The 20797-nt window shown below is 69.9% G+C and carries 23 protein-coding genes; 11 read left to right on the top strand and 12 right to left on the bottom strand.

What is annotated here, in order from left to right:
- Positions 1-50 precede the first annotated feature (50 nt).
- The 4 genes from ACFLIM_RS41410 to ACFLIM_RS41395 form a co-directional block, all read right to left on the bottom strand.
- Positions 51-449: a DUF6223 family protein gene (locus tag ACFLIM_RS41410; protein ID WP_393174652.1), complete on the bottom strand. Its 399-nt coding sequence runs from the start codon at positions 447-449 to the stop codon at positions 51-53.
- A 108-nt stretch (positions 450-557) separates the two neighbouring features.
- On the bottom strand, positions 558-1142 hold the full coding sequence (locus ACFLIM_RS41405) for a hypothetical protein (RefSeq protein WP_393174650.1): 585 nt from the start codon (positions 1140-1142) through the stop codon (positions 558-560).
- A gap of 401 nt (positions 1143-1543) precedes the next feature.
- Positions 1544-2053, bottom strand: coding sequence for a site-specific integrase (locus tag ACFLIM_RS41400; RefSeq protein WP_393174648.1), 510 nt, complete (start codon positions 2051-2053; stop codon positions 1544-1546).
- A gap of 287 nt (positions 2054-2340) precedes the next feature.
- Positions 2341-2997: a maleylpyruvate isomerase N-terminal domain-containing protein gene (locus ACFLIM_RS41395; protein WP_393174646.1), complete on the bottom strand. Its 657-nt coding sequence runs from the start codon at positions 2995-2997 to the stop codon at positions 2341-2343.
- A 131-nt stretch (positions 2998-3128) separates the two neighbouring features.
- On the opposite strand from ACFLIM_RS41395, the gene ACFLIM_RS41390 reads away from it, so the two are divergent.
- Complete coding sequence (locus tag ACFLIM_RS41390; protein WP_393174644.1) at positions 3129-3290, top strand: hypothetical protein; 162 nt, start codon at positions 3129-3131, stop codon at positions 3288-3290.
- Positions 3291-3545: 255 nt separating this feature from the next.
- Here ACFLIM_RS41390 and ACFLIM_RS41385 read toward each other — a convergent pair whose 3' ends face one another.
- Positions 3546-4031 carry a hypothetical protein gene (locus ACFLIM_RS41385; RefSeq protein ID WP_393174642.1) on the bottom strand — a complete coding sequence of 162 codons (486 nt, stop codon included), beginning with the start codon at positions 4029-4031 and terminating at the stop codon, positions 3546-3548.
- Between the two features lie 446 nt (positions 4032-4477).
- Here ACFLIM_RS41385 and ACFLIM_RS41380 point away from each other — a divergent pair, with 446 nt between their 5' ends.
- Positions 4478-5215 (top strand): class I SAM-dependent methyltransferase, encoded by a 738-nt coding sequence (locus ACFLIM_RS41380; protein ID WP_393174640.1) that lies wholly within the window; start codon positions 4478-4480, stop codon positions 5213-5215.
- Between the two features lie 259 nt (positions 5216-5474).
- Positions 5475-5948, top strand: coding sequence for an alpha/beta hydrolase family protein (locus ACFLIM_RS41375; RefSeq protein WP_393174638.1), 474 nt, complete (start codon positions 5475-5477; stop codon positions 5946-5948).
- A 150-nt stretch (positions 5949-6098) separates the two neighbouring features.
- Here the strand turns inward: ACFLIM_RS41375 and ACFLIM_RS41370 are convergent, their stop codons facing one another.
- The 3 genes from ACFLIM_RS41370 to ACFLIM_RS41360 all read right to left on the bottom strand — a co-directional run bounded on the left by ACFLIM_RS41370 (position 6099) and on the right by ACFLIM_RS41360 (position 8954).
- The gene (locus tag ACFLIM_RS41370; protein WP_393174636.1) at positions 6099-7484 is read right to left on the bottom strand and encodes an MFS transporter; all 1386 of its coding nucleotides are present in this window, start codon (positions 7482-7484) and stop codon (positions 6099-6101) included.
- 156 nt (positions 7485-7640) lie between these two features.
- A complete protein-coding gene (locus ACFLIM_RS41365; RefSeq protein ID WP_393174634.1) occupies positions 7641-8087 on the bottom strand; it encodes an Rrf2 family transcriptional regulator in 447 nt (148 codons plus the stop codon).
- 369 nt (positions 8088-8456) lie between these two features.
- Positions 8457-8954, bottom strand: coding sequence for an FBP domain-containing protein (locus tag ACFLIM_RS41360; protein WP_393174632.1), 498 nt, complete (start codon positions 8952-8954; stop codon positions 8457-8459).
- Positions 8955-9027: 73 nt separating this feature from the next.
- Here ACFLIM_RS41360 and ACFLIM_RS41355 point away from each other — a divergent pair, with 73 nt between their 5' ends.
- Positions 9028-9597 carry a TetR/AcrR family transcriptional regulator gene (locus ACFLIM_RS41355; protein WP_393174630.1) on the top strand — a complete coding sequence of 190 codons (570 nt, stop codon included), beginning with the start codon at positions 9028-9030 and terminating at the stop codon, positions 9595-9597.
- 204 nt (positions 9598-9801) lie between these two features.
- Here the strand turns inward: ACFLIM_RS41355 and ACFLIM_RS41350 are convergent, their stop codons facing one another.
- A complete protein-coding gene (locus ACFLIM_RS41350; protein WP_393174628.1) occupies positions 9802-11040 on the bottom strand; it encodes an MFS transporter in 1239 nt (412 codons plus the stop codon).
- Positions 11041-11332: 292 nt separating this feature from the next.
- Positions 11333-12073, bottom strand: a complete 741-nt coding sequence (locus tag ACFLIM_RS41345) for an SDR family NAD(P)-dependent oxidoreductase (protein ID WP_393174626.1) — start codon at positions 12071-12073, stop codon at positions 11333-11335.
- A gap of 129 nt (positions 12074-12202) precedes the next feature.
- Between ACFLIM_RS41345 and ACFLIM_RS41340 the strand changes: the two genes are divergently transcribed.
- Both ACFLIM_RS41340 and ACFLIM_RS41335 read left to right on the top strand, forming a co-directional pair.
- Entirely contained in the window at positions 12203-12304 is a 102-nt protein-coding gene (locus tag ACFLIM_RS41340) for a putative leader peptide (protein WP_357952425.1), read from the top strand.
- A 59-nt stretch (positions 12305-12363) separates the two neighbouring features.
- Entirely contained in the window at positions 12364-13320 is a 957-nt protein-coding gene (locus ACFLIM_RS41335) for a TauD/TfdA dioxygenase family protein (protein WP_393174624.1), read from the top strand.
- 59 nt (positions 13321-13379) lie between these two features.
- Here the strand turns inward: ACFLIM_RS41335 and ACFLIM_RS41330 are convergent, their stop codons facing one another.
- Entirely contained in the window at positions 13380-14264 is an 885-nt protein-coding gene (locus tag ACFLIM_RS41330) for an NmrA family NAD(P)-binding protein (protein WP_393174622.1), read from the bottom strand.
- Positions 14265-14341: 77 nt separating this feature from the next.
- Between ACFLIM_RS41330 and ACFLIM_RS41325 the strand changes: the two genes are divergently transcribed.
- From ACFLIM_RS41325 to ACFLIM_RS41315, 3 genes are all read left to right on the top strand, one after another.
- On the top strand, positions 14342-14911 hold the full coding sequence (locus ACFLIM_RS41325) for a TetR/AcrR family transcriptional regulator (protein ID WP_393174620.1): 570 nt from the start codon (positions 14342-14344) through the stop codon (positions 14909-14911).
- A 161-nt stretch (positions 14912-15072) separates the two neighbouring features.
- Entirely contained in the window at positions 15073-15984 is a 912-nt protein-coding gene (locus tag ACFLIM_RS41320; protein WP_393174618.1) for a helix-turn-helix domain-containing protein, read from the top strand.
- 42 nt (positions 15985-16026) lie between these two features.
- Complete coding sequence (locus ACFLIM_RS41315; protein ID WP_393174616.1) at positions 16027-16857, top strand: maleylpyruvate isomerase family mycothiol-dependent enzyme; 831 nt, start codon at positions 16027-16029, stop codon at positions 16855-16857.
- A gap of 426 nt (positions 16858-17283) precedes the next feature.
- Here ACFLIM_RS41315 and ACFLIM_RS41310 read toward each other — a convergent pair whose 3' ends face one another.
- On the bottom strand, positions 17284-18132 hold the full coding sequence (locus ACFLIM_RS41310) for a helix-turn-helix transcriptional regulator (protein ID WP_393174614.1): 849 nt from the start codon (positions 18130-18132) through the stop codon (positions 17284-17286).
- A gap of 218 nt (positions 18133-18350) precedes the next feature.
- On the opposite strand from ACFLIM_RS41310, the gene ACFLIM_RS41305 reads away from it, so the two are divergent.
- Positions 18351-19775: an aldehyde dehydrogenase family protein gene (locus tag ACFLIM_RS41305; protein ID WP_393174612.1), complete on the top strand. Its 1425-nt coding sequence runs from the start codon at positions 18351-18353 to the stop codon at positions 19773-19775.
- Positions 19776-19987: 212 nt separating this feature from the next.
- Positions 19988-20704, top strand: coding sequence for an alpha/beta fold hydrolase (locus ACFLIM_RS41300; RefSeq protein ID WP_393174610.1), 717 nt, complete (start codon positions 19988-19990; stop codon positions 20702-20704).
- Positions 20705-20797 lie beyond the last annotated feature (93 nt).

Here is a 20797-nt window from a genome sequence, read left to right as displayed (position 1 = left end):
AGGTGTGTACGGCCATCAGGGCCTCGAGCGCGCGCTTGTATTCGCTGCGGTCAGCCGCTCAGCTCGGTGCGGCGGGAGCGGGCCAGAGCCAGCCCGCCGAGGACCGCACCGACCAGCCCAAGCACCAGGGCCAAGGCCCCCCCGAATACTCCGTTGCCGGTGCCGAGACCACCGTCGGCGACAGCCAGCTTCACCGCGCCGTTGAGCCCGCCGGTCAGCCCCACCACCAGGGCCACGATGGCTCCCCTCCCGCCGTTGCCGATACGACGGACGGAGCGCAGCGCCAGCCAGCCGATGACCACGCCGCCCAGCGCCACCAGTGCGGCCATACTGGCCCAGATTCGCTCAGGGGTCCCGAGGAAAGTATCGACACCCTGGCCGGCGCATTCTGCCGGCGTCGTACAGACTGGCGAGGCCGCCTGTGCGGCAAGCACAAACAGGACGGACATTGAGGATCCTTTCGGTCGAATGACGGGCGCCCGCAGCGTGTGCAGCGCGGTGACTCGGCCTATGCCGGCCGAGGCTCCGGTGACGAGCGCGAGCGCCTGGGAGGGGTTTCACGGAATCGATCGTCGCGCCGTCGAGGCGGGCGCGGCCTCCGGCAGCGGATGGCAGCGTCTACGCAGTTCTGCGTAGAGGACTCGTGCCTCGGTACGCCCGTCGTCGTAGGCGCCCGCGCGTTCGCTGAACATACGGACGGCCTCCAGCGCCTCGTTGACGTGCTCCTCGCTGACTCCGTCGGCGTGCAACGCGCCGGTCCGCAGACCGATGCGGGCGAGCGTCCAGGTCATCGCCTGCCGTGCCGATGCGCGATGGAAGCCGAGCGCCACGGCCTCCTCGACCAGGTAGATCAAATACGAGCGGGCACGAAACGACAGTGGATGAGTCGGCTGATGGTGCGGCTCACCCGGCAGCCGTCCGACGCGCTCCACCAAGGGCGCGTCGAACCAGTCGGCCAGCACCGGCCAGCGCTCCTTGAAGGCGTGGTAGTGGCGCAGCTTCGCGCTCAGATACTGCGGGTGCAGGCCCTGGCTGCGGAGATGCTCGACGTACTGCTCCTCGGGACAGTGCTGCGGTTGAGGACGTTCGACCGGCGATGCGATCGCGGTGAGGGCAGCGGCCGAGACATGGCGAGCGGTCATCGCGGCCCGTCCTCCTCTGCCGCGCGGCCGCCCAGCGCGCGGTTGTAGTCGGAGACCCCCTGCGGGTCGGAGACCCGGGTATAGACCCGTAGCGACGCCGGAGAGGCGTGGCCAAGCCGTTTTGCAAGGTCAGCTCCCGCATTCCGCCCTCCCACATACGGGTGGCGTGTGTGTGCCGACAGGCGTGCGGAGTCACCCACGGTTCCCGGATTTTCGCTCTGGCGGCGGCCCGGGAGAACATACGCACCAGCCCGTCGTAGCTGAGGCCGGGACGCAGGCCGCCTTGCAGCATGAGCAGGACGATGGCCTGGTCACGCAGCCGTTTGAGCTGTCTCAGTAGCGCCTGGATCTGGGCCTCCTCCAGCGGTCGTGGGATGCGCTGGACGGTCTTGACGCGGACGCTACGGCGGATTGGCTTCTGCCGGGCTGGCACGGCCCATGAACGGGCGGTGCCGTTCCGAGACCCGCTGCAGTGCCGGGTCGGGCCGCTTCTCGATGGGATTCGCGCGGCCGTACTGACCCGCCATGATGACGTACTCGTAGAAAGAGGAAACCGGTGCCAGGATGCGATTCACGGTGGCCGGGGCCAGCTTGGTGCCCGGCCCCTCGGCGTCGACCGTGGCAACGGTCAGCGACATCCGCTGCCGAGGCCGGCGCGAGGGCACTGATCGTAAGTGCTCCAGCAACGCCAGTGCCTGCGGCGGGGCGAACTCCTGCCAGGTCAGCCCTTCGCGAGCGAAGAAGCACCATAGGTGGCGAAGGTCGTGCGCGTAGGCAACGAGCGTGTTGGGTGAGTAGTCGCGGGCCGCCAGCGACCGCAGGAATCCCGAGACGACCTCAACCGGTTCGCCCGCCTCATCGAGCAGTTCGACCCGCGTGCCACTCTCCAAGCGCTGCTTTCGGACCCGCACCGACACCTCCGTAAGCCGGGTCCCACTCGGCTGACGAACTGGTCAGACTTGTGTCCAGTGGAGCCTGCGGGACGAGAGGTGTCCATGTAACAACATAGGAGCCGGAGTCGGTGACCAGCACCTCCGGGCGTGATCCGCCGTCGCGCCGGCGGCAGGTGCTGGAAGTCGCCCGGCGGCTCGGGAAGTACCTGCCGGAGCAGGAAACCGACGTGCTCGGCGTCGAAGATCCGCGCATCGGGAAGCCAGGTGACCAGTTCCCGCGCCGAAGGTCCCGTTCAGCCAGACGATCATCCGAGGACGAACGGGAGTTTCGCGGCCAGCTCGCCCAGTTCGGCCTTCTCCGCGTCGGTCGGGGCACGCCGTCCGGTGCCGACCAGCAGCGCGTCCTTGTCGGAGAACGACGCGGGGAACGCGGTCCCGGCGATCTTCTCCAGGATCTCGCGGGACCGGGCGAGCCCCTCCGCGGGCGGTTCCGCGGCGTCCGGGAGGTGCGCGACCAGGTCGAGGTGGTGCAGCGTCCACTCCAGGACGTACGCGGAGAGGTAGTCGCCCGCGGTGAGGACCTCGTCGCGGGTGCCGACACGGAGGCTCGGGTCGGCGAGTTCGGCGGCGCGGCCGGCGGCGGAGCCGACGTCGTCGAAGTGGAACTTGAGCAGCCGAGGCTCCTCGTACGCGGCGGCCAGCCGGACGATCAGCGCGTCGAGCGGGTCGTCGCCGGTCGGCGGCGTTTCGGCGACGTCCCAGTAGGTCACCGCGTCGCGGGTCGGTTCCGTTTCGGCGGGGGTCACGAGGGTGATCAGGACGTCCTGAGCGTCGATGACCAGATGGCACACCAGATCCCGCACGAGCCAGCCGGTACAGCCGGACGGCTGTGCGAAGTCCTCGTCCGGGAGTTCGGCGACCGCCGTGCGCAACGCCGTCCAAGAGCGTGAGAAGAGATCCACATCGGCAAGGTAGTGCGGTGCCGCAATGGCGGACAAGCGCATTTGGACGGTCGGCTCGCGTACCCAGACGGTCGGCTCGTGTCAGAGGCGGAGGAGGAGGTGCGTGAGGAGGCGTTCGGTGGGGTTCGCGAATGCCTCACCAGGCCACCATCAGCCCGGCGCCCATCAGCCGGCACCAGCGTCTGGCCGCTCTGCGTCGACTCCTCACCGAGGAGCAGATCCCCCTGCTCACCCTGGTCGCGGCTACCATGGTGCTGCTCTATGCCCAGCCCCTGACCGGATTCTGCGCCTGACCATCGACGACGTCAGCCACCACGACGACCAGGTCAACCTCCGCCTCGGCGATCCTGCGACTGCCCGTCCCGCAGCCCTTCGCCGACCTGCTGCTTCAGCACCTCAGCCAGCGTCTCAACCTCACCACCGCCACCCATCGGAACTCCCGCCGGCTCTTCCCCGGCCGCTGCGGTGGCCAGCCCATGACAGCCGACACCGTCGAAAAGCGTCTTCGCGATCACCAGATCCCGGCCCTGAACAGCCGCACCTCCGCGCTACGCCACCTTGTCCTGCAAGCACCGGCACCGCTCCTCCGACCGCGCGACCGTCTCGTACAGCATCCGCCACAGAGTCTTCTCCCGCAGATGGATGTCGCGACGGGCGATCAGCCGGTCGATCGCCATCTTCGAGCGGGCTGGGGTCTCCGAGTCTGGTGGCGGCATCCGCTTCACCCAGGCCGGCACCGCCGGAGCGTCGTAGCCGCGCTCGCCGCACCAGCCCAGCCACGACAGCACCGCCGCCCGGCGGGCGTTCCAGGTGTTGACCGCCGATTCGCCCCACAGGAGTTCGAGGGCGCCGCCGTTCTCGTCGTCCGCGACGGTAGCGAGCGGGCGGGCCTCGCCGAGCCGCTCGGCGGTCTTGCCGACCCCGATGCCGTACGACGGGAGGGTGTTGGCGTTGCCAAGCGAGTCGAGGAAGACATCGGCCGCCGTGCGGACCGTCAACACCTTTCCGGCGGGCAGCTGCACGACCGCGGGCACGATCCCCTCCCTTACCACAGATAACAGGGCCTCTTCGCGCACGGCCTTTTGCGAACGTCGCCGCAGGTCGTGATCAGCGATGCCACGGATAATAGGGCGTTATCCGCGGAACGACTTCAGAAGGGTTCGGTCGCCGACACTCCGTCAGTCGCCCACCAGGGCCGACGAATCCTTAGCGCACGATCTGGCACGGATGTTCCTCAACCCCCTGGGCCGCCGGCGTCACGGTGCTAGGGCCGGTGGTCGCCGCCGACCAGCTCGGTGGAGCGCCGGCCTGGGGAGCGGTCTCCAGCGCGATCTTCCCTGTTGGATCAACGTGTTGATGGTGATTCAGCGGAAGATCTGGTGTCTGAATGGGGTAGCATAGTATCTTTTCGATATATCGACTCAATACATCAGGTTGGCAGGCTGCCACATGATCTGCTGACGGAGATGGAGGCAGCCCGATGTCCAGCGCGCAGTTGTATGACGCCATCGGCGCTACCTACACCGTGACGCGGCGCACCGAGCCGCGGATCGCCGAGCAGATCTGGACTGCGCTCGGCGATGCGCGGACCGTGCTGAACGTTGGGGCCGGCACCGGGTCCTACGAGCCTCCCGGCCTCGACGTGACTGCGGTAGAGCCATCGGCGGTCATGCGGGCGCAGCGCCCCGCAGGCGCAGCGCCGTGCGTCGATGCCACCGCGGAGAGTCTCCCGTTCGAGGACCAGTCCTTCGACGCCGCGATGGCTTTCGCTACCATCGATCACTGGCAGGACCCGATCGCGGGCCTGCGCGAGATGCGGCGTGTCGCTCGCCGCGTGGTCGTGTTCACCTGTGACGGCAATGACGCCGATCTCTTCTGGCTGAATCGTGACTACGTGCCCGAGTTCGCCGGCCTCTGGGCTGGCCGGCCTTCGCTGACAGAGCTGGTCGGTGCGATCGGAGCTCGGACCGAGCCGGTGCTCGTTCCGTGGGACTGCGCTGACGGCTTCTACCACGCCTTCTGGCGCCGGCCCGAGGCATACCTGGACGAGCATGTCCGCCGCGGAATGTCGATCTGGGCCAGGGTCGGCCCGGATGCCGAGCAGCGGGCAGTGCACAGCCTCCGTGATGACCTCGCATCCGGCCGGTGGGCCGCGCGCAACCGCGACCTCTCCGGCCTCGACGCGGCAGAGCTCGGCCTGCGCCTGCTCATCGCCTGATCCCGCCATAGTGCCGGGTCGCGGACCAACGTGTTGACGGTGATTCAGCGGGAGATCTGGCGTCTGAGTGGCGTACGTTCTGGGTGCCCGAGCAAGCTGGCAGCGCGCGGTCGAGGTTGCCGGTGGAGGGAGCGGATCCTCTACCTCGCCGACGCCACCCACAAGCGCGGCGAGGTGCTGACAGACGACCACCCGCATCGGCACCGCCAGTGGCGGTAAATCACACCCCGACGGCTCGCTAACGCCACTGGCCGATTGGTTGCTGCTCAGGGGCCTACGCCGCCCCGCCTGGGCCGTGGGGCAGACCGGCCGCTTCAAGGCGGCGTTGATGGGCGCCGGCATCAGCGACTGGGGAATGCTCGTCGCGACCGGCGAGGGAGGGACCCTGGAGGCGGGACTCGGTGGTAGTTGCGGCTGGGAGGGACCCGGTCCGCACCGGCACGACCGGGTCAGCCCGATCGCGTTCGCCTCGAAGGTCCGCACCCCGGTGCTGATCCTGCATGGCGAGGACGACACGAACGTGCCGGTCGGCCAGGCGACGTTCTTCCACCGCGCCCTGCGGTGGTTCGGAATCGAGCACGAGTTCGTCGTCTATCCCAGGGAAGGCCACTCGATCCAGGAGCGCAACCACCAACTCGACCTACTCCGGCGCACCCGCGCGTGGTTCGAGCGATGGCTCGATGACCCCGCATCGGATCAGGCCTCGACAGGCGGAGGGACTCGGCTTGGCTGAAGGCCCCCTCGGTGTCGGCCAACCGGAAGGCTGCTGGCTGGCTGGCGGGTGCGGTGGGCAGCTGGACGCCGGCCGAGATCGAGCCCCCACAGCGTGTATCCGAGCACACCGCGATCAGCCGCTTGCCGGCTGAGTTGGCCGGACCGTGTCCTAGTGGACGTTGTCCGCGTCGCGGGACGGCGTGGCCGCGGGGGCTGCCGCGGGGCGCATCCGGAACGCGACGATCAACGCGAGGACCACGACCGCGGCCATGGTCAGGAAGGCGTCGGAGAAGGCAGCACCTTCGTGACCGGGGTACAGGGGGTTGATGGCGCCGCTGCCGCTTTGCTGCCGTGCGGCCACCAGCACACCGACCAGGGCCGGGCCCGTGCCGGCGCCGAGGAACTGGGCTCCTTGAAGGATCCCGAGGCCGCCGCCGACCTGATCGGCCGGCAACGCGCTCGCCGCGGCGCTGATCAGCGGGGTCATCACGAAGATGAAGCCGACGCTGAGACCGAGAATCCCGACCCCCGCGGGGATCACCGACGTGCCTCCCGCGAAGGTCGAGAGGAACAGGGCGAACAGTCCGATGGCCGCGAGGCCGGTCAGCACCAGGGGTCTGGTGCCGATGCGGTCGGCGAGGCGGCCGATCAACGGCGAGACGACGGCGACGGCGACCCCGGCCGGGATCATGACCAGGGCCCCCGCCCCCGGGCCGAGACCGTTGACGTCAACCACCAGCAGCGGAACGAATACCAGGCCGCCGAGATTGACGATCATGGCCAGAAACGCGACGACGACCGCGGCCCGGTAGACCCGGTTGGTGAACAGCGCGGGCGGGACGAACGGCTGCGCGACGCGGACGGTGCGCCACCCGAAGAGCGCGATGGCCACGACTGCCACCACGAGGCTGACCCAGGACGAGGGTGCGGCCAAGCCGGCGACCTGTGCCTGGGTGATGCCGAACAGAACCAGCCCGGCACCGAGGCCCAGGAGGATGCCGCCGAAAAGGTCGAACCGGCCCGCACCCGCCGGGGGCTCGCCCGGTAGCACGCGCAACGCCGCGGGAAGCAGGACCAACGCGACCAGGAGCATGAGCCAGAACAGCGCGGGCCATCCGAGGAATTGGCCGATCCCGCCGCCGACGGCTGGTCCGGCGGCGGTACCGATACCGGAGGCCGCGGAGACGACGCCGATCCCCATCCCTCGCTTGTCCACCGGCATCAACCTGGTGATGGCAATGATCGAGAGCACGGGTATCGCGGCCGCGCCTACCCCCATCACGATCCGCCCGAGCACGAGCACGAGGAGATCCGGGGCGAGCGCGCAGATCAGGCTCCCGGCGGCGTAGGTCAGCAGGGCGAAACAGAAGAGACGCCGCAGGCTCACTCGGTCGGAGATGCGGCCATAAAAGGGGATACCGACCGAGAACATCAGCAGGAAGCCGGTGACGACCCACGCGAGCTCCGCCTCGGATGCCCCGAACTCCGCTCCGATCGACGGGAGCATGAGATTGACCATGTCGCTGGCGATGACCGTGGCGAGCATCGCCGGCATGAGCACTGCCAACAGGGCCGGCCCTGAGCCGGTTCGTTCGGTTGTGATCGACGTGGGTGTCATCCGACGCATCCTCCGTACGGCATTTACTGCCACTGTTGTAGTTACAGTTAGGGGAAAGAGAACGGCGGAGGACTTCCCTCCGCCGCTGCTCGGCTAGCGATTCGGTAGCGCGAGTTCACGTTCGAGATCCAGCACCTGCCGGAGCAGATGGGCGATGGTCGTTCGGCCGAGCCGTTCTTGCATCGCCCGTTCCGCGTCTCGGAACTCCACCTCGAGCAGGGCCTGGATGTTGCGCCCGACCTCGCATTCGGCGCTGGGCGGATGGGCGTGCCGCGAAAGGATCGGCCCCGCCTCGACGGCGGTGAACGCGTCGTAGAGCGTGATCTCGCGTGGGGCGCGGGCAAGGGACCAGCCGCCACCCCGCCCCTCGGTGGACCACACCAGGCCGGCGTCCCGCAGGCTGCCGAGGATGCGCCGCACGAGAACCGGATTGCTCGCCAGGCTGTCCGCGATCTCCGCGGAGGTCAGCGACTTGTCACCCCAGCGCGCCAACAATGTGAGCGCGTGAATCGCGACCGCGCTCCTGCTGCTGAGACCCATTGTGACCCCCTCGCGCTCCGCCGCGGCGCCTATCGAACTGTAACGAGGTTAGTTGCAGTTCGATCGGTGGTCAATCCGGTGCCCGCGCCCATGGGCTGGCGTTCGCCGCCGGGCCGGTCGGATCCCATGTGCATGGACAACGGGCTGAGGGTGAATCCCAGCGCCTCGTAGGTCGCTGCGGTGGCGTCTATCCCACCAACACGTCGGCGACGACGAGTCCATCCCCGCACTGGATCGACCGTGGGCTCGCGACACGGTCGCCGGCCCGGACCCACACGGGCAGGTACGCCGCCAAGTCGCTGATGCCGTGCGTCGATGTGCTCACGGTGTGGCCATGAGCGATCTCCGGACGGTGCTGCGCAAGGCGGGTCACCCGACCACCTTGTCCAGGAAGGAGTACAGGTTGGCCCGGGTACGGGCGACCTTCTCCTCCAGGGTGAGGGACTCATCGATGACTCCGCCCCCTGCGGCTTCCTTCTTCCCGCGGGTGTAGAGGGAGCAGGCGAGATCCGTGCACATGTATTGCCCGACCGAGTTGCCCTGGCGACCGGACTCGCCGGTTCGGCGCGCGGTCATCAGCGCTACGCCGCCGCTGGTGTGCGTGGTCAGGCACAGCGAGCACATGCTGCGTGAGGTGAAGCCGCGCGACGCGCCGGGTGTCCCCCGGAGCGCGATGCCCACGAGAGGGCCGTCGCGTTCGGCGATCAGGTAGGCGCGTTCGGGCGCACCTGGATCTCGCCAGCCGAGGAAGTCGAGGGCTTCCCAGGGATGGTCTGCGAGGTCTTTGGGGAGGCCGAGACGCTTGGCCTCCCCTTTGGAACAGTTGACGAATGATGTGCGGATATCGCGCTCGGTGACTGGTCTCATGGGTGGGGAGGCTAGCTTCCTTAAATGTACTATGCAAATACTTAATACGTGTAAGCAGCGAGAAGGGCGGCACATGGCACGCGCGGGATTGACCGCCGAACGCCTGACCCAGGCGGCGGCGGACCTGGCCGACGAGATCGGCTTCCAGAACGTGACCGTCTCGGCGCTCGCGCGCAGATTCGGCGTCAAGCCCGCGGCCCTGTACGCGCACATCAAGGACGCGCAGGACCTGAGGGTCAGGACGGCGTTGCTGGCCCTGGCGGAGCTCGCCGACAGGGCCGCCGCCGCCTTGGCCGGCCGCGCGGGCAAGGACGCGCTGGTGGCCTTCGCGAACACTTACAGGGACTACGCGAAAGAACATCCGGGCAGGTACGCCGCGACGCAGACCAAGCTGGACCCGGAGACGGCGGCCACCAGCGCGGCGGGCCGGCACGCGGAGATGACACGGGCGATCCTGCGCGGATACGAACTGTCGGAGCCCGACCAGACGGACGCGGTCCGGATGCTGCACAGCACGTTCCACGGGTATGTGAACCTGGAGACGCAGGGCGGGTTCCGCCGCCACCCGCGCGAGGTGGACGTCTCGTGGTCCAGAGCCCTGGACGCCCTCGACACCGTCCTCAGAAACTGGCCGCCAGCCTGAACCTGCACCGTCGGCGATGCGCCACCACGACCGGTGCGTGGAGAACGTGCGGCCTCCATGTCAGATTCGATGGTGGGCGACGCCCGCGATGAGGCCAAGGCGGTCAAGGCCCCCTGCGCGCCTGGGCTTTGGCCGGATCTGCGGCGCGGTCCAGCTCATCACGGCGGTACGGGGGTGCCAGGCCGATGGATGAGCCAATCGGGGTCACGCGCGCTCGGGGTGACGCTGCCGTACGGGCGTGACGAGTGCGACCAGCGCCAGCAGCAGGCAGGACGCCCCCGCGAAGACGAACACCGCAGTCGCGCCGTAACGCGCGGCGCCCCAGCCGAGGGCGGCCGCGCCCACCGGCCCGAGCGAGAAGTGGATCGTCCAGAACGCCGACGTCACCCGGCCCAGCAGGTGGGCGGGCGTCACCTGCTGCCGCAGCGACATGGAGCAGATGCCGGCCACGCTGACGCACGCCAGGTAGAGCGCCATGATGGCGGCCACGCCCCACACGGAACCGGCCAGCCCGAGGCCGAGGATGGCGAGCCCCGACACGACCTGCGCCCCGATCCACGACGGCCCGAACCCGAGGGTCCGCCGCACCCGGGCCACCAGCATCGAGCCGACCATCGTGCCGGCCGCCCCGACGCCCAGCACGACGCCCACCACGGAATCCGGCTGGCCGAGGTCGTGCTTGAGCCGGTAGATCACGATGTCCGTCAGCCCGAGCGTCATGAAGATGAAGAACGACAGCAGGACGGTCAGGGTCCGCAGCACCGGCTGCCGGAACAGGAACTCCGCCCCGGCCAGCAGTTCCCGCCACGGTCGTCCCCTGGGAGCGGGCTCCACCGGCTCAACGGCGTACCGGGAGGCGCGGGTCAGCAGGACGCCGACCGCGGACAGGCCGAAGCTGCCGGCGTTGATGGCGATCGCGGCGGTCGAGCCCAGGTGGCCGGCCACCACCCCGGCCAGGGTGGGGCCGAGGATGCCCGCCGCGGCGGCCGTGGCGTACAACATGCCGTTGGCCTCGGTGACGCGGCCCCCGCCTGCCAGGCCGCGGACCGCGGACACGTACGTGACCTGGAAGACCATGCCCACTGCCGCGGCCAGCGGCAGCACGCTGTACAGGAGCCACACGTGCTGACCGAACGCCCAGACCACCGGGATCGCCGCGTACAGGACGAGCCGGACGACGTCACAGACGATGAGCAGCCGGCGCCGGTCGAACCGGTCGGCGAGCACCCCCGCGAACACTCCTGCCGCCACCGACGCCGCCCCCGACACGCCGGTGAGCAGGCCCATCTGTGCGACGGAGCCGGTGACGTTCAGGACGAGGAGGGGCACCGCGATGAGCGCGAACGAGTCGCCGGCCACCGACAGCGTCTGCGCACACCAGAAGATCAGGAAGTCGCGGTCCCGCCACAGCGAGCCGGTCACCGGCCGCACGTCAGTCTCCACCGGTCACCGCCCGCACGACGAGGACGGGTCCGCCATGAGGTGATCGGTACGCGCCGATCCGGGGGAGATCACGCAGAGGAGGCTATCCTCCCCGGTCCGCGCCACGCCGCTCGATTTCGGTCACCGAGACGCCCCCGGAGACGTCACCCTCGAGGTGCGCAGGAAGACGTGCGTGCGCGTGACCTCGGGAGAGGTCTCGACGATGACGCCACCAGCGCGGCCGGCTGGACGGCGGCCTGATCGGCACCAGCCACAGCACCAGGGCGGGCGCGTTCCAGTCTTCCGCCCGGAATCACGTGCGGAGGAGGCCGAGACCGGCGTCGAGGCCGCCGTCGACGACCAGCGTCGTGCCCGTGATGTAGGAGGCCGCGGGTGAGAGCAGGAACCCGATCGGCTCGGCCTGCTCCCCCGGCTCGGCGAAGCGCCCCAGCGGCACCCGCTCCGCCAGCAGCGGATCCGCCCCTTCGATGATCCGGGTGCGGGTCAGGCCCGGGGCGATGGCGTTGACCCGGATGCCGGCGGCGGCGTAGTCGAGGGCCGCGGCCCGCACCAGGTTGATCACCGCGCTCTTGGACGCGTTGTACGCCCAGGTGCCCGGATCCGCGCGCAACCCGGCGACGGACGCGGTGACCACGATGGCGCCGCCCCCGGCCTGGCGCAGCGCGGGAACGGCCGCCCTGATCCCCAGCATCGGCCCGTGAAGGTTGACCGCGAAGATCCGCTCTGCCGCCGCGACGGCGCCCGGGTCCTCCCACGGCAGGGTGCCGCCGGCTCCGGCGTTCAGCACGACGCCGTCCAGCCGCCCGAACGCCTCGACGGCCAGCGCCACGGCGGCGCGGTTGGTCTCCTCGTCGGCCACGTCGCCGGCCAGCGCCACGACCTCGCCCTCGATCGCGAGCTCGTCGAGATCGACGGCGACGACCCGGGAACCTCGGGCGAGCAGCAGGTCCACGGTGGCCCGCCCGATTCCCGAGGCGGCTCCGGTGACGAGCACGACCCGCGCGCCGGCGGCTGTGGGATCGAGATCGGTCATGCTTCCTCCTCGTGGGAGATCCGCAGGGAGGCGTGGATGTCCCCTGACGCTACGAGGCGCGCGAGCTAAAAGTCAACATTCCCTACTAGCTATACATGAATTTCGAATTCCCTATTGCATCTGTCGGGAATGTCACGGAAGATCTGGGCTGTGAAGAGCAGCGAGCTTCTGGTGGCTCGCCTCCACGTCGATCTCAGACGGCAGGCGAGCGCGCTCTGTGCCATGCGGTGACCCGCGGGTCCCGCTCCCCGTCTCCCCTTTTCACTCCACCACCTCAGGAGCGCTTCAGCATGCCCACGACCAGCATTCTGACCGTCAATCGCGTGGCCGGGCGCATCGGCGCCGAGATCACCGGCGTCGACCTCGCCCACCCCCTCGACCCCACCATCGTGGCGGAGATCCGCCAGGCCCTGCTCACCCACAAGGTGGTCTTCTTCCGGGGCCAGACCCTCGACCACGCCGGCCAGATCGCCTTCGCCCGCCAGTTCGGCGAGCTGACCCACGCCCATCCGCACGAGGACGCCCCGCCGCAGGACTTCCCGCAGATCCTGACCATCGACCCGCGCCGCTACGAGGAACGGTACGGCCGCGGCTACCGCGAGCTGTACCGCAAGCGGAAGTACTCCTACTTCTCCGGCTGGCACACCGACGTCACCGCCGCCGTCAATCCGCCGGCCGGCTCGATCCTGCGGGCCGAGACCGTCCCGGCGTTCGGCGGCGACACCCAGTGGACCAACCTGGTCGCCGCCTACGAGGGCCTGTCCGCGCCGCTGCGCGACTTCGTGGACGGCCTGCGCGCCGAGCACCGCTTCCTGGCCGGGTACCAGCCGGCCGAGCAGGACGGCAAGCTGGTCAAGCGGATCAACGACAACCTGCTGGTCTCGGTGCATCCGGTGGTACGGGTGCACCCGGAGACCGGCGAGCGCGCGCTGTTCGTCAACCCCGGCTTCACCGATCACATCGTCGGCCTCTCGGCCCCGGAGAGCCGCCGTGTCCTGGAGCTGCTCTACGAGCAGATCACCCGTCCCGAATACACCGTCCGATTCCGCTGGCAGCCCGGCAGCCTCGCCTTCTGGGACAACCGGGCCACCGCCCACCTGGCCCCGTCGGACCTCGACCACCTCGACGTCCAGCGCACCCTGCACCGGGTCACCCTGATCGGTGACCGCCCCGTCGGCCCGGACGGCTTCGTCTCCGAGATCGTCGCGGGCCGCGAGTTCAGGGCCGAATCACTCGTCGTCGCCTGACGACCCGAGAACGTGCGGGCGGGGCTGGGGGTCGACCGCCCGCACTCTTTCAGAGGAATTCAGTGCACCGTGGAGACCAGGCCCGCTCGCAGCGCCTCCGCGTTCGCGGCCAGGAATTGCGCGAACGTACGGGGCTCGCGGCCGGTCAGCTCCCGCACCGCGCTCGTCGTGGCCTCCAGTGAGCCGGTCGCCACCTGCCGGGAGAGCACGGCGACGTCGTCGGCGAACCGCTCGGGCAGCCCTTGCGCCCGCAGCGCCGCGGCCAGTTCGTCCGGGGACAACTCGGCGTACGCGACCGTCCGGGCCAGCGCGGCCGAGAGCTCCCGCGCGATCTCGGCGTGGGTGAGCGCGCGGGGACCCGTCAGCACGTACGTCTCGCCGAGGCCATCCGATCCGGTCAGGAGAGCGGCGGCGCAGGCGGCGATGTCGTAGCAGTCGATGTAGGAGACGGGGGCGTCCCCGTACGCGCCGGCGAGCTTCCCGTCGGCGGTGAAGGCACCCGCCCCGGTGATGAAGTTCTGCATGAACCCGCTGGGCTGCAAGATCGACCAGCCGAGCCCCGACGCCTTGAGGTACTCCTCGATCTCCCAGTGCGCCCCCTCGGCCAGCCGCCCGCCCTGGTGGGCGCCCCAGACCGACACCTTCACCACCCTGGACACGCCGGCGGCGCGGGCCGCGTCGATGGCGGCCCGCTGCTGGCGGATCATCGGCTGCTCGCCGTCCACCGGCTGGGCGCCACCGGCGTTGAGGAACAGCCGGTCCGCGCCCGCCAATGCGGCGGCGAGCGAGCCAGGGTCGTCGAAGTCGCCCACGACGACGTCACACCCCAGGGCCCGCCCCCTGGTCTCATCGCGGACCAGCGCCTTGAACGGAACTCCGCGATCGAGGAGGAGGCGAACGAGGTGCGTGCCGATGGATCCGGTGGCTCCGGTAACAAGGATCATGACCAGTCCTTCCGCTAAGCTGAGGCAACCTCGAAAACACTATATCGAGGCTGCCTCGAATTACTAGGACTGCCTGCATGACCACCAGCCGCCGGCCCCGTGCCGACGCCCGCCGCAACTACGAGCGCCTCCTGGCCGAGGCCGACGCCGCCTTCCGGGAACGGGGCGTGGACGCCAGCCTGGAAAGCATCGCGCGCGGCGCGGGCGTGGCCATCGGGACGCTCTACGGCCACTTCCCCAACCGCCGCGCGCTGGTCGGCGCGCTGCTCCGGGACCGCAACGAGGCCCTGTTCGAGCTCGGCGACCGGCTCGTGGCCCGCCCCGCGCCGGACGCGCTCGCCACCTGGGTCCGCGCGGTCACCGAGCACGCCGCCACCTACAGCGGCCTGGCCGCCCTGCTCGCCGGCGGCCTGGACGACGAAGCCTCGGAACTGCACGCCTCATGCCTGCGCATGGCCGAGATCGGCGAACGGCTCATCGCGCACGCCCGCGAATCGGGCGCCGTCCGCCCCGACGCGACGGGCGCGGACGTCACGGCGCTGACCACCGCCGCCGCCTCGCTCCGCGAGCACCTGTCCCCCACCGACGCCGACCGCCTCATCACGCTCACCCTGGACGGCCTCGCCCTCCTCGCCGACACCAAGTGATCAACTCTGCTCCCTTGTGAAACCCGGCCATCCTCGTAGCCGCACACGCTCCCGGCGCCACCCCACGAACTGGCCCTGGACCGGACCTTTCATGCCGCGCCGGGCCAGGGATTACGCCCGCGGGTTGAGTCTCGAGTGGCTCGAAGGTGCAGGCTCGTCCTGTGAGTGACGGCACGGAGCTTTACACGATTGGGCGGCTGGCCCGCCGTACCGGCCTGTCGGTGCACACGATCCGCTTCTGGTCCGACAGCGGTCTGGTGCCACCCACGGGCCGCTCGGCCGGCGGGTACCGCCTGTACGACGCCACCGCGGTGGCCCGGTTCGACCTCGTCCGGACGCTGCGCGAGCTCGGCATCGGCCTGGAGGCCGTCCAGGAGATCCTGGCACGGCAGGTCACGGTGGCCGAGGTGGCGGAGCTGCACGCCCGAGCGCTGGACGCGGAGATCCGGACCCTGAAGCTTCGCCGCGCCGTGCTCCGCACGATCGCCAAGCGCGGCAGTACCACGGAGGAGACGCTCATCATGCACAAACTCGCTCAACTGTCGGCCGCCGAGCGGCAGCAGATCATCGACGACTTCATCGGCGACGTCTTCGCTGGAATCGACCTTGACGACGACGCCGTGATCGTCGCCGAGTGGATGCGAGAGCTGCCCGGCGAACTGCCGGACGATCCGGCGCCGGGCCAGGTCGACGCCTGGGTGGAGCTGGCCGAACTGGTCGCCGACGGGGAGTTCCGGCAGCGGCTGAGACGGATCGTGCTCAGCGGTTCCGCCGAGCCGCCTTTCGAAGACGGCTTGGACCTGCGGCGGCTGGTACTGGAGAAGGCCGGCCGAGCACTGGCCGACAAGATCGCGCCCGAATCGGCCGAGGGCAGCGTCATCCTGAGCCGCATCATCGATCCTCGCCTGTCACCCGAGGAACGCACCGAGCTGCGCGAACGGCTCCAGACCCGGGCCGACGCCCAGGTCGAGCGCTACTGGCAGCTGCTGGCCGTGCTCAATGGCCGGGAGCCATCCGCTTCGGTCATTCCCGCCTTCGACTGGGTGATCACCGCCCTGCGCACGCATGGCTGACTTGAGCTGGGTCCTGTGTGCGCAAGAGGTACGGTCAGGGGCATGACGATCTTCGGCGCTGTCATCGACGCCCGTCCGTTGTTTCCGCGCGAGCGGCGCGCCCTGCTCGACCTGCTCGCCGCCCTGCCCCCGGAGGACTGGTCGAGGCCGACGGTCTGTCCGGGCTGGGACGTTCATGACGTCGTCGGGCACGTGCTGAACGACTACATGCGCCGGCTTTCGGGCAGCCGCGACGGGTACGGCGGCGCCGTCTTCGCCAACGACGAGACCCTGCCCGAGTACCTGGCGCGCACCAACGACCAGTTCGTTCAGGCGACCCGTCAGATCAGCCCGCAGGTGATGATCGAAATGCTGGACCATCTCGGCCGTCAACTCGACGCCATGTGGGCGACCCGTGATCTGGAAGGGCCCGCGGATCTGGACGTGTCCTGGGCCGCGACGGACGTCGGCAGCCCGGCGTGGCTCGATATCGCGCGCGAGTACACCGAGTTCTGGGTGCATCAGCAGCAGGTACGCGACGCCGTCTCCGTTCCAGGGGGCGACGATGCCGAGCTCATGGGGCCGGTGGTGGACGCCTTCGCCCGGGCTCTGCCGTACACGCTGAGGCGGGAAGACCGCCCGGAGGGCACGACGGTCACGCTGGAGGTGACCGGACCCGCCGGTGGCCGGTGGTTCGGGACCAGGCAGGTGGATCGGTGGGGGCTGTCGCCGGCCGGTACGGAGCCCGCCGCCCGGGTCTCGATGGACCAGGACACGTTCTGGCGGCTGGCGACCAGGGGCATCACCGTCGAGGAGGCCCGCAAGCGCGCCGACCTGACGGGCGATCCGGCGCTCACCGCGGCGGTGACCACGTTGCTGGCGATCGTCGCGTAAGTCCCCAGAAGAGCGTTCCGTCGTCGCTCGCCAGGAGTCCGCGCTGGTCGACGCGGCCCTCGAAGCGGGCACGTCAGGCCATGGGCCGCAGGTGCTGCTCGGCCCATTCCGCGAAGCTGGTGAGCGGGATGCCCAGCCGGGCCCGGTGCGGTGTCGCCCGGCGTGACCGTCGCCGACCTGCTCACACTGATCGCCGGCATCGTCCTGGCCACGGAACGCCACCCGGCCCCCGCCGCCGAGGCGGACCGGCTGCTCGGCCTGGCCGTGGCGGGATCAGCCCACGGGCGTGATCCGTCGCCGCGCCAGGCACAAAGCATTTGTCGTCGGTGCAGGCCTTTCGACATGGCTCGACCGCATCGCGGACGCCACCTAGCATCGGCCGGGCGGTCACCGGCCCCTGGTAGCCGGCCCAGCCGAACCCCATGCCTACCTGGCGTGCGGTCGGCCGCGCTGGTCGCCGATGACGGACAGCAGCTGGAGTTTCTCGTAGCTCTCACTGCCCGGCGACGCGGTGTACACCACCAGGAACTGGGACTGATCGGGGTCGACCAGGGTCTGGCAGTGCAGTTCGAGCACCCCGAGCTGCGGGTGCTGGACGCGTTTGGGCGGGCAATACGGGCCCGTGACCGGGTGCTCGCGCCAGACCCCGGCGAATTCGGGGCTCCTGCCGAGCAGCGCGTCGACGATGGCCGCCGCGCGCGAGTCCTTGCCGTCGCGCGTGTACACGCGGTGCAGGTTCGCCGCGATCAGCCTGGTGTGGGCCCGGTGGTCCTCTTCGGGGTACACCAACCGCGTGGCCGGGTCGGTGAACCACCGGTAGTGCAGGCTGCGCGCCAGCCCGGTGTACGCGCTTTCGTCGCCGATCAGTGCCACCGACAGCCGGGTCTGCTTCAGCGTCTCCCCGAGGTAGGTCACGATCTGGGCGGCGGCGTCTTCGAGCCCGTCGAAGATGCGCATCATCCCCGGGTTGATGTGGTCGGTACGCAGGGCCCGTTGCGGGGTGGCGTACCCGGCGAGGCGGAACATGTGGTCGCGTTCCTCGAGGGACAGGCGCAGACCGCGGGCGAGCGAGGCGAGCATCTGCTCCGACGGGTGCGGCCCGCGTTGCTGTTCCAGCCGGCTGTAGTAGTCGATCGACATGTCGGACAGCACGGCGACCTCCTCGCGGCGCAGCCCGCTCGTACGCCGCCGCCTGCCGCGGGGCAGCCCCACGTCCTCGGGTTGCAGCGTCTCGCGGCGGGTGCGCAGGAAGTCGGCGAGTCGGGCCCGGTCCACGGCGTGCCTTCTCCTCTCCTTGGTGATCAGCCAGGGGAAGAGAGCGCCGGTCAGAAGCCATCTTCCTCGTACTTCACCATAAGTCCCCTGTGTCCAGGGTCGCGGCGACGGCCGGCCGGATCCATGCACTGCTGATGCTGTGATCCGGGTCACAGCGGTCCGGATCCACGGATCAGGAGAACATGTTTACGGCCGTCCGGCGGTGTCACGCTCGGCTCATGAGCACACCAACACTGAACGCGCCGACCCACTGGATCGGCGGCGATGCCGTAACAGGAACCACCGACACGACCGACGTGGTGAACCCGGCGACCGGCGAGGTCGTCGCCCGGGTGCCGGCGGGCACCGCCGCCGACGTCGACCGGGCCGTCTCCGCCGCGACGGCGGCCTTCCCCGGCTGGGCCGCGACCGACCCCGCCGAGCGCGCCGCGGTCGTCCACCGCATCTCCGAGGGTCTGCGGAGCCGGGTCGAGGAGATCGCCACCACGATCACCTCCGAGATGGGCGCGCCCATCACCCTGTCCCGCGCCGCGCAGGCGGGCATCCCGATCGCGGTGGCCTCCTCCTTCGCGGCGGTCGCCGCCGACTTCCCCTGGACGGAGCAGATCGGGAACTCGCTGGTCGTACGGGAGCCGATCGGCGTCGTCGGCGCCATCACGCCGTGGAACTTCCCGCTGCAGCAGGTCGTCTCGAAAGTGGCGCCCGCCCTGCTGGCGGGCAACACCATGGTCCTCAAGCCGTCCGAGATCGCGCCGCTGACGGCGGGGCTCCTGGCCGAGGTCACCGTTGAGGCGGGACTGCCCGCGGGCGTGTTCAACGTCGTCTACGGTACGGGGCCGGTCGTCGGCGAGGCGATCTCGGCACACCCCGGCATCGACATGGTGTCGTTCACCGGCTCCACCCGGGCGGGCAGGCGGATCTCGGCCGTAGCGGCGGAGACCGTCAAGCGGGTCGCGCTGGAACTGGGCGGCAAGTCCGCCAACGTGATCCTCGACGACGCCGACCTCGTCCAGGCCGTCCGGCTCGGGTTGCGCATGGTCTTCACCAACGGCGGCCAGGTCTGCGGCGCGTGGCCGCGGATGCTCGTTCCCGCCTCGCGGCAGGACGAGGTCGTCGAAATGGCCGTGGCGGCCGCCGCCGAGTACACCGTCGGCGACCCGACGGACGAGGCCACCAGCATCGGACCCATGGCCACGGAGGCGCAGCGCCGCCGGGTCGACGGCTACATCGAGCGGGGCATCGCCGACGGCGCCACCCTCGTGTTCGGCGGACCCGGAAAGCCCGACGGTCTGCACCAGGGCGCGTACGCACGGCCGACGATCTTCGCCGACGTCGCCCCGGACGCCGTGATCGCCCAGGAGGAGATCTTCGGCCCCGTCCTGACGATCATCCCGTACGCCGACGACGACCAGGCCGTCGAGATCGCCAACAGCACCATGTACGGGCTCACCGGCGCCGTGTTCGGCAGCGAGGAACGCGCGTTCGCGATCGCCCGGCGGCTGCGTACTGGCCAGGTCGACATCAACGGCGCCCAGTGGAACCCCCTCGCGCCGTTCGGCGGATACAAGCAGTCCGGCAACGGCCGGGAGTTCGGCCACCACGGCATCGAGGAGTTCCTCGAGACCAAATCCATCCAGCGCTGACCTCCCGCCTCCGGAAAGCACGCGGCCGCCCGGCTACCGCTGCGCGACCGCCTGACGGCTGCGAACGCTCTCGTACCCCTGAGGAGTGAGCGCGGCCCGTGTGCCTCCGCGCCGGAGAACCGGCGCGGAGGACGGGTAAGGGCAGGCCGAGTTTCCGGCAAGGAATCAGCCAGGATGTTTCTGTTGCTCCATCGCCGGTCATGGTGGCACGCATGGCGACGTACGTGCTGGTCCACGGGTCGTGGCTCGGGGGGTGGAGCTGGGATCGGGTGCGGCCCGTGCTCGAACAACGAGGACATCGGGTGTTCGCGCCGACCCTGGCCGGCATGGCCGGACGCCGTCACCTGGCCGCTCCCCGCATGGGCCTGTCCGTCCACATCCGCGAGATCGTGGAGTTGATGGAGCAACAGGATGTGACCGACGCGATCCTGGTGGGACACAGTTACGGAGGCATGGTCATCGCCGGAACCGGCGGGCTGATCCCCGGGCGGATCAGGCGGCTGTGCTACATCGACGGCCTCCTGCCACGCTCCGGCCAGTCGGCGTTCGACCTGATCCCCCTCATGAAAGAGCACTTCAGCCAGTCGCCGCCCGGGCTGCCCTGGATGTCCTCGCCCGCGGATCCCGCCCTGTTCGGCGTGGACGACGAAAATGATCGCCGGTGGCTGGAGGAGCGGGTCACCCCTGTGCCGAGGCGTACCGTCGAAGAGGCGCTGCCCGTCGTGGACGACGCCGCGCGCGAGGCCATCCCCGCGACCTACGTGCACTGCGCGCGCCTCCCGTTCCTCAACGAGACCGCCAAGCTGGCCGCCCAGCGCGGCATGCAGGTGATCACGCTGGCGGGCGTCGGGCATCTGGCGATGGTGACCCACCCCCAGGTCCTGGCCCAGGAACTGCTGGGCCTCGCACGTCTGGACGACACCCCCTGATTAGGTTCACCGGCTTTACGGTCGGCGTGCCGTTCGCCGCGGCGGAACCGAGGATCACCGCCTTCACCCGTCACCTCGCCGAAGGCGGCGTTT

It is taken from the genome of Nonomuraea marmarensis (assembly GCF_043197025.1).
Taxonomy (GTDB): Bacteria; Actinomycetota; Actinomycetes; order Streptosporangiales; family Streptosporangiaceae; genus Nonomuraea; species Nonomuraea marmarensis.
Note: the sequence above shows the minus strand (reverse complement) of the source record. Positions and strands in the feature narration are given on the sequence as shown.